General features: G+C 41.8%; 10 protein-coding genes and 2 pseudogenes. 5 read left to right on the top strand and 7 right to left on the bottom strand.

The genetic code is table 11. The annotated features are described in order from the left end of the window. Positions 1 to 56 precede the first annotated feature (56 nt). Positions 57 to 1,310, bottom strand: a complete 1,254-nt coding sequence (locus tag ABLT31_RS28745; protein ID WP_367758224.1) for an MFS transporter — start codon at positions 1,308 to 1,310, stop codon at positions 57 to 59. A gap of 646 nt (positions 1,311 to 1,956) precedes the next feature. Next, positions 1,957 to 2,817: a LysR family transcriptional regulator gene (locus tag ABLT31_RS28740; RefSeq protein ID WP_367758180.1), complete on the bottom strand. Its 861-nt coding sequence runs from the start codon at positions 2,815 to 2,817 to the stop codon at positions 1,957 to 1,959. Between the two features lie 132 nt (positions 2,818 to 2,949). Between ABLT31_RS28740 and ABLT31_RS28735 the strand changes: the two genes are divergently transcribed. After that, positions 2,950 to 4,131 carry a YbfB/YjiJ family MFS transporter gene (locus tag ABLT31_RS28735; RefSeq protein ID WP_367758179.1) on the top strand — a complete coding sequence of 394 codons (1,182 nt, stop codon included), beginning with the start codon at positions 2,950 to 2,952 and terminating at the stop codon, positions 4,129 to 4,131. A gap of 30 nt (positions 4,132 to 4,161) precedes the next feature. Beyond that, positions 4,162 to 4,365: a tautomerase family protein gene (locus ABLT31_RS28730; RefSeq protein WP_367758178.1), complete on the top strand. Its 204-nt coding sequence runs from the start codon at positions 4,162 to 4,164 to the stop codon at positions 4,363 to 4,365. Positions 4,366 to 4,571: 206 nt separating this feature from the next. Here the strand turns inward: ABLT31_RS28730 and ABLT31_RS28725 are convergent, their stop codons facing one another. From ABLT31_RS28725 to ABLT31_RS28705, 5 genes and pseudogenes are all read right to left on the bottom strand, one after another. After that, positions 4,572 to 5,540, bottom strand: coding sequence for an NAD(P)-dependent alcohol dehydrogenase (locus tag ABLT31_RS28725; RefSeq protein WP_367758177.1), 969 nt, complete (start codon positions 5,538 to 5,540; stop codon positions 4,572 to 4,574). A 133-nt stretch (positions 5,541 to 5,673) separates the two neighbouring features. Beyond that, positions 5,674 to 6,047, bottom strand: a pseudogene (locus tag ABLT31_RS28720) (nuclear transport factor 2 family protein). A 344-nt stretch (positions 6,048 to 6,391) separates the two neighbouring features. After that, positions 6,392 to 8,619, bottom strand: a pseudogene (locus tag ABLT31_RS28715) (ATP-dependent helicase). 164 nt (positions 8,620 to 8,783) lie between these two features. Continuing rightward, positions 8,784 to 9,173: a hypothetical protein gene (locus tag ABLT31_RS28710; protein ID WP_367758176.1), complete on the bottom strand. Its 390-nt coding sequence runs from the start codon at positions 9,171 to 9,173 to the stop codon at positions 8,784 to 8,786. A 412-nt stretch (positions 9,174 to 9,585) separates the two neighbouring features. Then, positions 9,586 to 9,945, bottom strand: coding sequence for a hypothetical protein (locus ABLT31_RS28705; protein WP_367758175.1), 360 nt, complete (start codon positions 9,943 to 9,945; stop codon positions 9,586 to 9,588). 317 nt (positions 9,946 to 10,262) lie between these two features. Between ABLT31_RS28705 and ABLT31_RS28700 the strand changes: the two genes are divergently transcribed. The 3 genes from ABLT31_RS28700 to ABLT31_RS28690 all read left to right on the top strand — a co-directional run bounded on the left by ABLT31_RS28700 (position 10,263) and on the right by ABLT31_RS28690 (position 13,118). Continuing rightward, the gene (locus ABLT31_RS28700) at positions 10,263 to 10,481 is read left to right on the top strand and encodes an aspartyl-phosphate phosphatase Spo0E family protein (protein WP_367758174.1); all 219 of its coding nucleotides are present in this window, start codon (positions 10,263 to 10,265) and stop codon (positions 10,479 to 10,481) included. A 43-nt stretch (positions 10,482 to 10,524) separates the two neighbouring features. Continuing rightward, positions 10,525 to 10,827: a hypothetical protein gene (locus ABLT31_RS28695; protein ID WP_367758173.1), complete on the top strand. Its 303-nt coding sequence runs from the start codon at positions 10,525 to 10,527 to the stop codon at positions 10,825 to 10,827. 281 nt (positions 10,828 to 11,108) lie between these two features. After that, the gene (locus ABLT31_RS28690; protein ID WP_367758172.1) at positions 11,109 to 13,118 is read left to right on the top strand and encodes a sigma-54-dependent Fis family transcriptional regulator; all 2,010 of its coding nucleotides are present in this window, start codon (positions 11,109 to 11,111) and stop codon (positions 13,116 to 13,118) included. Position 13,119 lies beyond the last annotated feature (1 nt).

Here is a 13,119-nt window from a genome sequence, read left to right as displayed (position 1 = left end):
TCGCTCAAAACGGTGGCCTTGACTTTCATATTTCAGCTAATGAAGCAATCAAACAATCATGAATTGGATGTTTTCTCCAACACTGGCTCTCCCGTTTCAATTAATACTTTGTTTCGTCCTAAGAAAACAGCAAGTATGAAAATGAGTAACCCCGTTCCTATTAGTAGCCATTCGATTCTGATCACATCCGCGATAGGGCCGAAAATGAGCATTCCAACCGGCATCATCGACGTTGAAATCATCCCAAATACACCAAATACTCTACCTAAATAATTTTCTTCTACTTTCTCCTGCAATAACACTGTCGTTGGCGTATTAAAAATGGGCATCGCAACTCCGAATACAGCCATGAAAATTAAATAAACCCAAAAGACAGGAACGATACCGAGTCCCAACGTACAAACTCCCATGATAAGACTGGCGAATGTCATCGTATGAACTTTGTTTGGAAAGCCTCCCCAAGAAGCAATGATTCCTCCCCCTGCCATCATGCCTAGCGAAAATGTGATTTCGATCGCTGTTAACCGCCAAACCTCATCACCGAAGCTTCGCGTGACTTGCAGTGGCGTCAAGAAGGCAGCAGGGGCCAGCAAGACAAAGAAAAAGGCAAAAAACAGAAAGAATCTCTTCAGAAATTCGTGATTTTTAACGTATATCAAGCCTTGTTTAAAATCGGTGAAATAGCTAGTGGCTTGTTTTTCAGATGCCTTCCCATGCACCGGAATATTCAAAAATACAAATAACGTTAGGATAGCAATCACTGCAGTAACAACATCGATAAGGAAGATCACTTCAATAGACGACGTGGTCAAAAGAGCCGCGCTAACCATAGGTGCCACGAACATATTGAGCGCCTGAAGACTTCCGTATGTTCCATTAACTTTCGTAAGCTGATCCTCTGGCACGATTTGCGGCAAAATGGCCCCGACCGCTGGGGTTTGAATGCCTGTGCCAATCGCGCGAATAGCAGCCATGACAAAGAACAGCCAAATCGCATCATATCCCATCATAAATACAATGGCTAGTATTACTGTAGCTATCGCAATCAGGGCATCGGATAAAATAATCAGCATTTTTCGGTTATAGCGATCCGCCCATACCCCTGCAATGGGCGATAAAATGAAGGTAGGGAGAAAGCCACAAAGGATAAACAGGGTCATCATCACACCCGACTTCGTCGTAAGCGTAATGTGCCACATCATCGCATATTGAACTAAGGACGAACCAAATAGAGATATCGTCTGACTGCTCAAAAAGAGAAGAATATTCTTTTTCCAATTTTCCTTTGCAGGATGGTTTACCGAATTCATCTTATTCACGACCTTTTCTATTCCTCATGGATTGGTTGATGAAGATGTTAGGGATGATCTCCATCACTCCCGTAAATTCAGAGACAAATATAAAAAACACAGACTATCTGCCTGTGTTTACCAGTAATCGGAAGAGGACATCAAAAAAGCGGAGAAAACCTCTTTGTTTAGTATAACCAAAACAAGGGGTCTTATCTTGCTGGACTATTGGTCCTCCACATCATGAATAGGAATGAACCCACATTTTCTAACGAAAGATGGAGTAAAACATACCAATCCCTAACGGGCCTCCCAGCATAGAAAAACAATGTTAAAAAACCCCATCCATCATGAGAGAAATAGCGGTTCCTATATCACATATGAGATTCAATATTTGTGGAGACATACAAAAAAAGAGGGCAGATTTGTCCCTCCCTCTTTTAGCGTATGACTAAATAGGGTTACCTTAATAATAGGCAGACCAATCCCGATTACTCTGCACACAGGCAGAGCCTTTGAGCGCTATGAAATTAATTAGCAGCACAAAGTAGTAAACCGGAATCTTATGGATGCCATAGGTAAACCCCTCCGTTCGATTAAAATTAATATCATTTTAACACTTTTATCTAGATTTTACAATTATCTTGTGCTAACGATCCCCGGTTAGTTAAGAACTTAACATATCTATGAATTTTATTAATGATGTAGGCATAAACGTATCTTTTCGGTGGATGAATACCGTTTCGACTTTTCCATATGAATTCGGAATGGAATGATATCTAAGGGACCCAGCCTGAACATATTTTTTAATGACAGCATGAGGGAGCATACTTATGCCTAGCCCCGCAGATACACAGCCGAGAATGGCTTCGAGTGTACCAAACTCCATAATTTTATTTGGAGTAATCCCCTCTTGGTGCAACCATTGCTCCAGTTTGGCTCTATAAGAGCACCCCGTACGAAAAACAAGCAGAGTTCGAGTCTGAATCTCTTTTATAGATGACATGGGCGGATGCAGCCTATCTGTAATAAGCACCAATTCCTCTTCTACTAATTTCTTCTGAATCAGTTCTGGATGATCAACGGGTCCTGCCACAAATGCTCCATCTAGATTGTACTGAAGAACTCCTTGAATATGTTGTTCCGTTGGTCCTGTTATTAAAGTGAGGTCTACGTCGGGATAATTGTGATGATATTTTGAAAGTAGTGAAGGTAAGCGAACGGCAGCAGTGGTCTCCATAGAGCCGATAATCAAGGGTCCTTTTGGGGTCTCATCATCTTTCATCACTTTACTCGTTTCTTCTATTAGTTGAAAGATTTTTTCCGTGTATATCAATAACATCTTTCCTTTAGGTGTTAAGGTAGTGCCACGATTATTTCTATAAAACAGAGTGGTTTGAAGATGATTTTCCAATTGTTGAATTTTAGTTGTGATATTGGATTGGGCGAAATTCAGCTCTCGTGCCGCGCTCGAAATACTCCCCATCTGTGCAACCAACTGAAAAACCTTTAAAGCGTGCAAATCCATAAGGATCTCCCCTTTGTGTACATCGTATTTGCCATCTCTATAACAGATGGCAATTATCTGTTTTTCGTATTATATCATATAGCTAAACAGAGATATAATACAGATAAGCAATTTTTCAAGGGAGATGAGGGTTTGACCAAACTATTAATAGGAGGGATATTTTCTTTAATCATTGCTATGGGGATTGGAAGGTTTGCTTATACTCCGATTCTTCCACTTATGCAAAATGATCTCTCTTTTTCAAATGAAGTTGCTGGTTACCTTGCCACAAGTAATTACGCAGGATATTTGCTTGGAGCTATGTTAGCAGGCGTTATTTCTTTGAAGCAGCACCGAACGATTGCTCTGAGATTAAGTCTGATTGGCAGTATTTTTACTACGGTATGCATGGGTTTAGCTGACTCTTATGTACTTTGGTTTGTCCTTCGTTTTTTGTCTGGACTTACCAGCGCTTTCGTGTTTGTCCTCGCTTCAAGCATAGTGTTAGATCAACTCTCGGCTAAAGACAAGACAAATTGGTCAGGCTTTTTCTACGGAGGGGTAGGACTTGGAATCTTTTTAACGGGGTTGATCATTCCGATTTTACATCGTTCATTTAAGTGGGAAGGCTCTTGGGTAGGTTTGGCTGGCATAAGTGGAGTCCTTACTATCTTTGTATGGATGTGGCTCAAAGATTCCCCCGTCATACTTAATCGGAAGATCAAACCAAAAATCTTTACACAGGTACCTCCAGACAAATGGCTTCCTTGGCTCATTGCAGCATACGGATTGGAGGGATTAGGGTACATCGTCACAGGTACCTTTATCGTATCCATTGCGGAAAAGACCCCAAATTTTAGTGGGGATGCTACCTTCGTTTGGATGATCGTGGGGCTTTCCGCTGCTCCATCCTGTATCATCTGGTCATCGGTAGCTAAAAAATGGGGATTCATTAAATCTTTAGTGCTTGCCATGACTTTACAATCCCTTGGTATTGCGATTCCTGTCTTTTTTATGTCCCAAACTGGTCTAGTCATTAGTGCATTATTATTTGGAGCCACGTTTATGGGGATCACGACACTTGCCACAACATTAGCACGCCAAATGAGTCCATCAAATAGCAGTCGGATCATTGGCTATCTTACAGCTATTTATGCGATTGGACAAATGATAGGACCAACCATTGCCGGGATTTTATCATCAAGCACTCATTATTTTAATTCTGCTTTAATCGGAGCAGGAATTGTAGTATTCGTTGGCGCATGTTTGCTTTTAACAGGAATTCAATTTGAGAAGAATCCCAATATAAGAAAGCACCCCGACAAATTACAATAAAATATATAAAAATGAAAAGGAGTAATGGTTATGCCATATGTAAATATCAAAATTACAAATGAAAATGTAACTCCAGAAAAAAAAGCATTACTTATTAAAGGAGCAACACAATTGCTAGTGGATGTGCTTGGCAAAAACCCGAATACAACGGTTGTGGTAATCGATGAGGTTAATACGGATAACTGGGGGATTGCCGGAGAAACAATAACGGTTCGTAGAAAAAATGGAAAGTAATTAAATGATCAATTGATCATGCGCGATAGTTTGGCATCAACAGGAGGAGTAGCCGTTGCAGCCACTCCTCCACTATTGATCTCCGTAACTTCAGCAACAAACATAATAAGTAAAGAAGAAAAAGGCATCACCTATAGACACCTATAACTTCACTACACTATTGGTTACTCGTATTATATAGCTGAATGCATTCCTATCGCATCATATCAGCCTGGTCGAACGGTTAAAACCACGTTACCTTTTTTATGGCCCTGCTCTACATAGCGGTGGGCCTCCGCAGCTTGCTCCAGAGGATAACGGCGATCGATGACCGAACGCAGCTTACCGGCCTCGATCAACTCCTTAAGATGCGTCAAGTCTTCCGCGCTTTCCTTCATTGTTCCGCCGATCACCTTCTTGTTGCTAGTCAAGCTGATCCATAACCCGCGAACGATAGGCATAGGGCTCATATGGACTGCTCGTAGGTAGAAGCCTTGCGGTGTCAGACGCTTGACGCAAGCATTGAATGGACTTTTTCCAACCGTATCGAAAATGATATCGCAGGCCGGCCCATCATCCGAAAACTTCTCTTTCGTATAGTCGATAACTCGGTCGGCGCCCAGCGATCTCACCAACTCCACATTCGACGTACTGCATACTCCGGTCACTTCCGCTTCAAAATGCTTGGCGAGCTGCACTGCATACGTCCCGACGCTACCGGAAGCGCCGTAGACAAGCACGCGCCTGCCGGACTGGATGTTGCCCTTCCGGAGAAATTGCAAGGCAGTATAGGCTCCGACCGGAACCGCGGCCGCCTCCTCGAACGTCATGTTCGCGGGCTTGAGCGCGATAGCGCCGTTCTCGTTTAGGCATTTGTATTCGGCATATGCGCCAAAGTCGAATCCACAGGCGCCATAAACAGCATCCCCCGGCTTGAATCGAGTAACGCTGCTGCCCGTCGATTCTACCACGCCCGCCAGTTCAAATCCGAGAATCTTAATTCGTCTCGGTCTCCAAAAACCGTTGAACAGCCGCACAAGGAAAGGATCTGCCTTGCGTAAGCGCCAATCTCCCGCTGCGGCGGTTGCAGCATAGACCTTAATTAATATCTCGTCGTCCTTCGGTACCGGCTTGGCGACCTCCCGCAGCTGAAGTACATTCGGCGGTCCGTACCGCTCGTATACGATTGCTTTCATCCCTTCCTCCTCCTCCAACCTTCCTTATCTTTCCATTTTATACGGTACAATTCGCCTAAAGTTCCGCTGTATGAGACGCCAACCTCTTACTTTTTCTTAGATTTTCTATAAATCTAAAATTTCTTGGCCCACATCAGAACATGCCATTCTCATTGGGAGAATTCTCCGGTATGGGCTGACCCACATCCCAGAATTCGACGATGAGTTCGTTATGGAAGCGGAAGATATGGACCACAGCTCCTCCAAGGTCCTCTTGCTTTTGCTTTACATGAGAGTGAACCACAACCATATCACCCTCTTCGAGGGCACGTTTGACCTCAAGGATCTTGTGAGGATTCTTAACGGCGTTCTCTTCATCGCAAGCATAAGAGAATCAGCGTCACCACGGAAAAAAGGATTATGGTGGCGGAAATCCTGACCTATGTACCTCCGGTATGCTTCGCGCACTTTCCCCGACGCCACCAGTTGCAAAAACATCACTGCCTTTTCTTTGAGAGAAGTCTTCATTGCCAATCATCCTTTCTGTTTAAACAAGCCAACTGGTTAATTACATTGTATATCCAAATTGTGGATATACAATTGCAGCAACAAAAAAAAGATGCCGTAGCATCCCTATATGTGTTATCGAAGAAACAAAAAGGTCGCTGTGCTCACCGACTGAATCGGGCATAATCTCCACTCAATTAATAAGTAGAAGTTCCTAGGTCACGGTAGAAGGTTTCCAATTTGTTTGTATTGTATCGCATCTCCTCACATGACCAAAGCATGATAACATTGCATAACCGCTCACTTTATCGAACTAGATACTCCTATCCCTTTCTAGACCCATATTTCGTTAGAACCGATTCCTGCTACTCATCCTTTTCTCCTGGCTCTAGTAGTCCCATCTCTAAACAAGTGGGAATAGAAAGGGTTTTAACACTGTTTTCGAAACCAACAAAAATTTGTTCCTCGTTGGCTCTAACGATTGTTCCATGTCCAAAAACACGATGCTTTACGACCCTCCCAATGATTAAATCCGCTTTATCTCTAATAGCATTTGGATTATACGGAATCGCTATGGCAGACTCACCTTGCTCCATGGTCTTTTTCAATTCCTTTTTCGGAATGGTTGTGGAGGATTCACAATATTTCTGACATCCAAAACAAAGATGGACTCATTCACCTTTTCCCCATCTCTTTCTTTATATACGATCAGTTCCAAGTGCTTTTTCGCTCTTGTCATACCGACATAAAACAGACGAGTGGCTTCCTCCATTAATAATTTACTGCTCTGAATCAAATCATCTTTAAAATCCTCCGAGGATGGGATAATCCCATCAATCAGATCAATCATATAGACTCTCTCAAACTCCAGACCCTTTGCATTATGAAAGGTAGAGAAGGTCACAACATTTTGACCCTTTTTGGATTTTGAGGTCTTTAGAACCGATTCCAAATGCTTCAGACGTTTGGCAAAATCCTCCATGGTCTCGAGTGTATCTGCAATCTCCTCCAGCGTGTTCAAGATCCCAAATAAAAATTCCTTTCGGAATCCCAAACGCTCACACATCTTTTCCAGTGCCTTCTCGTAGCCTAATCGTTTTCGAATGACGTGGATCGCATGAAGGGGAGGCATCCCTCTCATTTGCTGAAAGGTCTCCTTGCACTCGGTCAATGGCTTCACTTGATAATCCTGCAATGAGACGTACTTCAGCATGTTATCAAATACCGATTCATTATTATGGATTTCTTTTAGCGCTGCCATCTGCTGCTTCGTAATATATCCATTAAATTTCATATGGATTTTCTCCAAAATATCCGGTCGCTTATCCGTATAAGACATCCGCATGAAGTTCAGGATATCTTCCACCACCCAATGAGAAAAAAAGCGATTATCCGCATCCTTCATGTAGAAAGGGATTCCTGCTCTATCAAATACATTAATTAAAGGGATGGAAGAGGAATGGTTTCGATACAAAACCGCAACTTCTGAGAGATTTTCGATCTTTTGAATTTCTTGTACCAAGTATTTAGCCTGATACGGATAATCAGCAAAACTTTTAATTTGGACCGGCTTATTTGGAGGGTTCCTGGTAACCATCTTCTTTTCATACCGGTTTTTGTTCCGTTGAATGAATTGGTTGGCTACCTCTACGATGTTCTGGGAAGAACGATAGTTCTGCTCCATGAACAAGATGACGGCGTTTGAATACACCTTCTTAAAGTTAAGCAAGTAAGACGGTTCCGCACCTCTCCAACTATAGATCGACTGGTCGTCATCGGCAACCACACATAGGTTCCCATGTTCTCGAACTAATTTTTCGATGATAGCATATTGAACTAAGGAGGTATCTTGACTCTCATCGGTTAAAACATAATCGTACCTTCGCCGATACCTTTGAAGTAACTCCGGGTCTCGTCCTAAAACCTCATTTCCTATCGTCAGCATATCATCGTAATCAAGCAACAGCTTGTTCGAACCCGACTTCTTAAATGTCTCATACTCCCGCAGAATCCGTTCGGCTTCTGGAACATCCACTTTCACCCGGGACCACTTTTCTGAAGGAATCATTTTATTCTTGATAAAGCTAATATACGTCGTCAGTTCATCCATTTGGTCATCCGTGATATTTTCACCCACGATGGATTGGAATTGCTTCCGTAAGATCAGCTTCTTGTGTAGGAGCAGTTTGTCCGAACCAATTGTTCCCTGTTCTTCCAGATCCAGCTCGCCCTCAATAATCTGAAAATTGATCTTCTTTTCACGAAAATGCTCTCGTACGACTTCAAAGGCAAAGCTATGTATGGTTGAAAAATCGACCGGCGGAAGGCCCGGAAAGAAACGCTTGAATCGCTCCTTCATATCTGTCGCAGAGGCGCGACTAAATGTAACGGCCTTCATTCGAGAAGGATTTACTCCCTTTTCTTCAATAAGATAGCCGATCCGCATGATAATGGTTGTTGTTTTCCCCGACCCAGGAGTTGCCAATAATAGCAAGGGTCCTTCCGTTTGACGAACGGCTTTTAACTGAACTTCATTTAAAGAAACACCTATTTCATTCCTTTTACGAACAAAGAAATCTTCCCTTGCTTTCATACCCCATGTACCCTTTCGTTCAAACCTTGCAGAACTCATGCTCTTATTATAGCACCCTATCGAATATAAATAAAAAAGAGACGATTTAACGCCCCTTTCTTCCATTATATTTTTTATCAATTGTAATTTACCTTGGACTACTATAATTAAATCGTATCATGTTTTTATGTTAAAATGAGTCTCGTACCTTCTCTTATGCTTAAATGTTCTCTGTTTGATTTAACTCCCAATCCACATAGCCCAAGCTTCCTTCTCACTTCATCTAAAGTGAAAGTTTCTCCGTTTTCAATCTCTTTACGAGCATCTGCAATATCCTTGGCATCTTCATCCGTTACTGGTTGATCATCATAAGGGGCAGCTTCAAGGGACCGCTTTAACTCTTCTCGCTGCTGATTTTTGGACTGATTCAAGAGAAATTCAAGATAACTTGCTGCTGTGTCCGTCTCAGCCTCTGGTAGGGCATCAATTAATTGGTAAAGTCTATCTTTAGGAACGCTCATTTCCTTGTCCTCCATCCTGGACGAAACGAGTCCATTGCGTATTATAAACGTCAAATAATCCCCACCTTGACTACATGGGGATTATTTGATTTAGCTATTCCTTCACATTACTCGGTCGGTTCCATAGTCAAAGGTGAACGGAGATTCTCCGTTTTCGGTTAGAAAATGAAAGCTGTTTAAATTTATTCTGAAGAAATGGTCGTCATAAATTGAGCCTGCTAGTTGAGTTGATATTAACTTTAGCTATATCAAATATTCTCCAAATGCTAGCAATTCCCACACTCATTAAGTAAGAAATCAGCTTGTTTTTCACTATCCGCGAAACCATATAGTTTCCATCCTTGTACAAGACAGTTGGTTACCTGGTCAAAATCTTCAAAAATTCTTTCCTCCTTTTGATTATACATAATAAAATACATAAAGTGTCACTCCCCTTTTCCTTAGCTGACAAACCACTTTTTATTCCTCATTGGGCCTGGACTTTTTTCTTAGCTTCTTTATATCGCTCCAATCCATTGGATCCAAAGAAAAATAAAGTCATCAGTTCATCCTTATCCTCCCATTCTTCAAAATTCTCGGGTAACCATTCAATCAGATCAGCAAAAGCTGTTTCTTGAAGCATTTTCGCAATGACGATTAATTGATGAGGTTTGATTTTGAACTCTTCTTGAGCAGACGAAATCCAATTCGAAAAAATATGAAAGGTTTTATCTCTTTCTTCATCATTCCATGACACCGCCATGGTACTAAACTCCGTTATGATGCTAGCCGCTTTTTCACGTTTTTCCTTCGGTAATTGCGCCCATAAATTTTCCACCGTTTCCATTTAAGCACCACTTTTCTGATTAGTTTATAATTTTATTATTTGCAATTATCATGCCAACTCTAGTTTCATCCCGATCTTGAACCCCTTTAGCTAACTCTTCCCTAAAAACATCGAAATGTTTAAGAATATTGAAATCAGAGTATGTAGATTTTTGCAACATGAGTCGCGTGACGCGACACTGTCGCATTCCGTTATTGTTCTATGCCCTATCAAGCAGATGATTTTTTAGGACCGTAATCGTTAGTAACGGGGATTAATAGCGTATTTTATTAAATTAATTTGCAATCGTAGTCATGGTATAAATCTTGCATTAATAAATGAATAAACAAAAGATGGGGGGAGCAAAAGAAGTGTACACCGATACAAGCGTAAAAGATTTATCCAATAGCATTGAGATGTTAAGACAAGAGTTAAATCTTAAAGGAGCTGAAAATATCCGTGATCCTCATGTTTACAGAATGTCTTGTGAATTGGATCGCTTAATTTTCGACTTTTATAAATCCGAAATTCATTTCAAAGAAAATAGAACCTACTAAGGGATAAAGTCTTTAGGTTATGTATTCGATGAATGGAGGAACTATGAGAATACATCAGTTATTTCGACATGGAGACATGGTACGGATCATCAATCCCGACAGCCCTCTTTATGGAATGCTCATGACCGTACATATACAGGACCAAACCTACTTTGTTATCTTTGATAACGAGAAAAAATTAGAGCTCCCCCATCATGAGTTCGGTCCGTGGTTAGGTTATCATTTTTACAAGTCCTTGTATCGAGCCCATCTCCTTCAATTGCAACTATTAGCTGTAGACTTGGGAGACCGTACATGGTTTGACGAGATTCGAAATGTTATCGAAAGATTGGATAATCTGCCGTAGAAGTTTGTCTCGATCTAAAAAATAGAAAGTTATATTAAAAAATAATGTAAACTCATGGTTAATTGTGTATAATATTATATAATTCGATAATTTTATATAATTTAAAATTTTTAATAATAGTTTGGAACCGTTTACAATTCATTCGTCCATTTCATAGTTTCACTGTAAAGATGCCACTTGTTGTTATTTATGGTTGTCCACCCAGGGTTGTTTCTTCAACCATCATTGACCCATTGTCATGTAATACTATCTATCGGATTGCAGGGAGGAAATGTCTTCTGATGAAGAATTCATTCATATCTTTTGATACAACTTCTTCACCTATTATCGAAAAAACGAAATTACTAGACGCTTGGGAGCAATTCATTACTGGAAAACATCCAAAACCGGAGATTCGACCTTTAATGCTTGAATCCTGGCAACGCTGCCTGACTCAAGGAGTACACCCTATAGAAAGCAAAGCACCTATAATTAAACCTAACTTCGTATTAGAAGATTACTTATCCCAACACTCCGTTCCTACCACTGTTGATGTAAACCCTTTAATTAATAAACTAAAGGATGTAGCCATTGATTCAGGTCACATGGTTGTTTTCAGTAATTCGAACGGTGAGATCCTTTCCCTAGATGGCGATGTGTCCATCCGAACCCAAGCCCAAGAAATGAACTTTCTACCTGGTGCCTCCTGGTTAGAACAGCATGCAGGTACGAATGCGATTGGAACCGCTTTAATCACGGGTAAACCCATCCAAGTATTTGCTGGTGAACATTTCTGCCAAGACGTGCATAAATGGGCCTGTTCGGCTGCTCCCATTCGTAACCCAGCAACTCAAGAAATTATTGCCGTTGTTGACCTAACAGGACCATGGAGTCATTTTCATCCACACTCCCTATCCGTTGTGGTTTCTACTGCCTATGCCATTGAAGAAAAGCTCTATCGTCACCTACAGTTTGAACAGTTTAAAATAATGGAACATTATAAGGAAGAAAGTATACGGAAACCTAACATTCCCATGGTTTGCCTTGATCGGGGATGGAAAGTGCTTCAAGCGTCCTCCCTATTATATCAAGAGGGGTGGATGGATAAGAATAACCGATTAGTAGGTTGCCCCGATCTCTCCTTTCCCCCAAAAACCAAACAAACTTGGGAATCAAAAGGGAAAAATGGGACTTGGTATTTTGAGCTTGTCCCTTATTATCATGAAAATCAACCCATCGGAGCGATTGTACACGTTTCTCCACCGAATAGGACGGCTCGAGCCAGTTTGGCGATACCGACCGATACGAACCCAACCACGAAACATTCCTTTGCTACCATGATTGGACATTCTCCTGAGTTCCAGTCCGTGATGGAAGAAGCTCGTTTGGCAGCTAAAACGGATCTGCCTGTATTAATTGAAGGGGAAAGCGGTACCGGAAAAGAATTATTGGCCCAATCGATTCATTCTGCAAGTAGCCGAGCTTCCGGACCTTTCGTTGCTGTGAATTGTGGCGCTATACCGAAAGAACTTGCCGCAAGTGAATTTTTTGGATACGAGGAAGGAGCGTTTACGGGAGGTGCTAAGGGGGGACGAGCAGGTAAGTTTCAACAGGCCCATGGAGGTACCATTTTTTTGGACGAAATCGGGGAAATGCCGTTGGATTTACAGACGTTTCTGTTAAGGGTACTCGAAGAAGGAGAGGTGGTTCGGTTAGGCGGCCGTAAATCCATCCGCTTAAACGTACGGGTCATTGCAGCGACAAACCAAGACCTTTTGACTGCGATTGAGAATGGTAAATTTCGTCGCGATCTATACTATCGGTTAAACATTCTTTCCCTTCGGGTCCCTTCCCTACGAGAGAGACCAACCGATATCGGTCTGTTATTGGATCACCATCTCCACCGTGCCCGTATGGATATTGGACGATCCCCGCTCACAGTGGATCCGGAGGCCTTGCCTATTCTGGAAGCCTACCACTGGCCAGGCAATGTCCGTGAATTGCGAAATTTCGCTTACCGGATGGTAACCAAAGTCGTCGGCGACAAAATAACCGTTAGGAACCTGCCACCTGAGATAGTGGAAAACGGGAAAAGGAAAGAGTTTTCAGAAAAGGATGTTCAATCCAGTCATTTCACGGTGACCCAACATCAACCTACCGAAAAATCGTCTCTCAAGGATCATGAGTTGCAAATGATCCTGAAGGTACTCAAAGATCTAAACGGAAATGTAACCGAAACAGCAAGAAAACTTGGGATTCATCGCAGTACGATTTACCGTAAACTAGGTAAAAACCCTTTACAGAAGTACTAAT

The sequence above is a fragment of the Ammoniphilus soli genome (assembly GCF_040813775.1).
This window is presented reverse-complemented; position numbering and strand designations above follow the sequence as displayed.

Bases quoted from the DNA above. Each gene is read 5' to 3' on its own strand.
- ABLT31_RS28745 (WP_367758224.1), bottom strand. From the start codon at position 1,310: ATGAATTCGGTAAACCATCCTGCAAAGGAAAATTGGAAAAAGAATATT.
- ABLT31_RS28740 (WP_367758180.1), bottom strand. From the start codon at position 2,817: ATGGATTTGCACGCTTTAAAGGTTTTTCAGTTGGTTGCACAGATGGGG.
- ABLT31_RS28730 (WP_367758178.1), top strand. From the start codon at position 4,162: ATGCCATATGTAAATATCAAAATTACAAATGAAAATGTAACTCCAGAA.
- ABLT31_RS28725 (WP_367758177.1), bottom strand. From the start codon at position 5,540: ATGAAAGCAATCGTATACGAGCGGTACGGACCGCCGAATGTACTTCAG.
- ABLT31_RS28705 (WP_367758175.1), bottom strand. From the start codon at position 9,945: ATGGAAACGGTGGAAAATTTATGGGCGCAATTACCGAAGGAAAAACGT.
- ABLT31_RS28700 (WP_367758174.1), top strand. From the start codon at position 10,263: ATGAATAAACAAAAGATGGGGGGAGCAAAAGAAGTGTACACCGATACA.
- ABLT31_RS28695 (WP_367758173.1), top strand. From the start codon at position 10,525: ATGAGAATACATCAGTTATTTCGACATGGAGACATGGTACGGATCATC.
- ABLT31_RS28690 (WP_367758172.1), top strand. From the start codon at position 11,109: ATGAAGAATTCATTCATATCTTTTGATACAACTTCTTCACCTATTATC.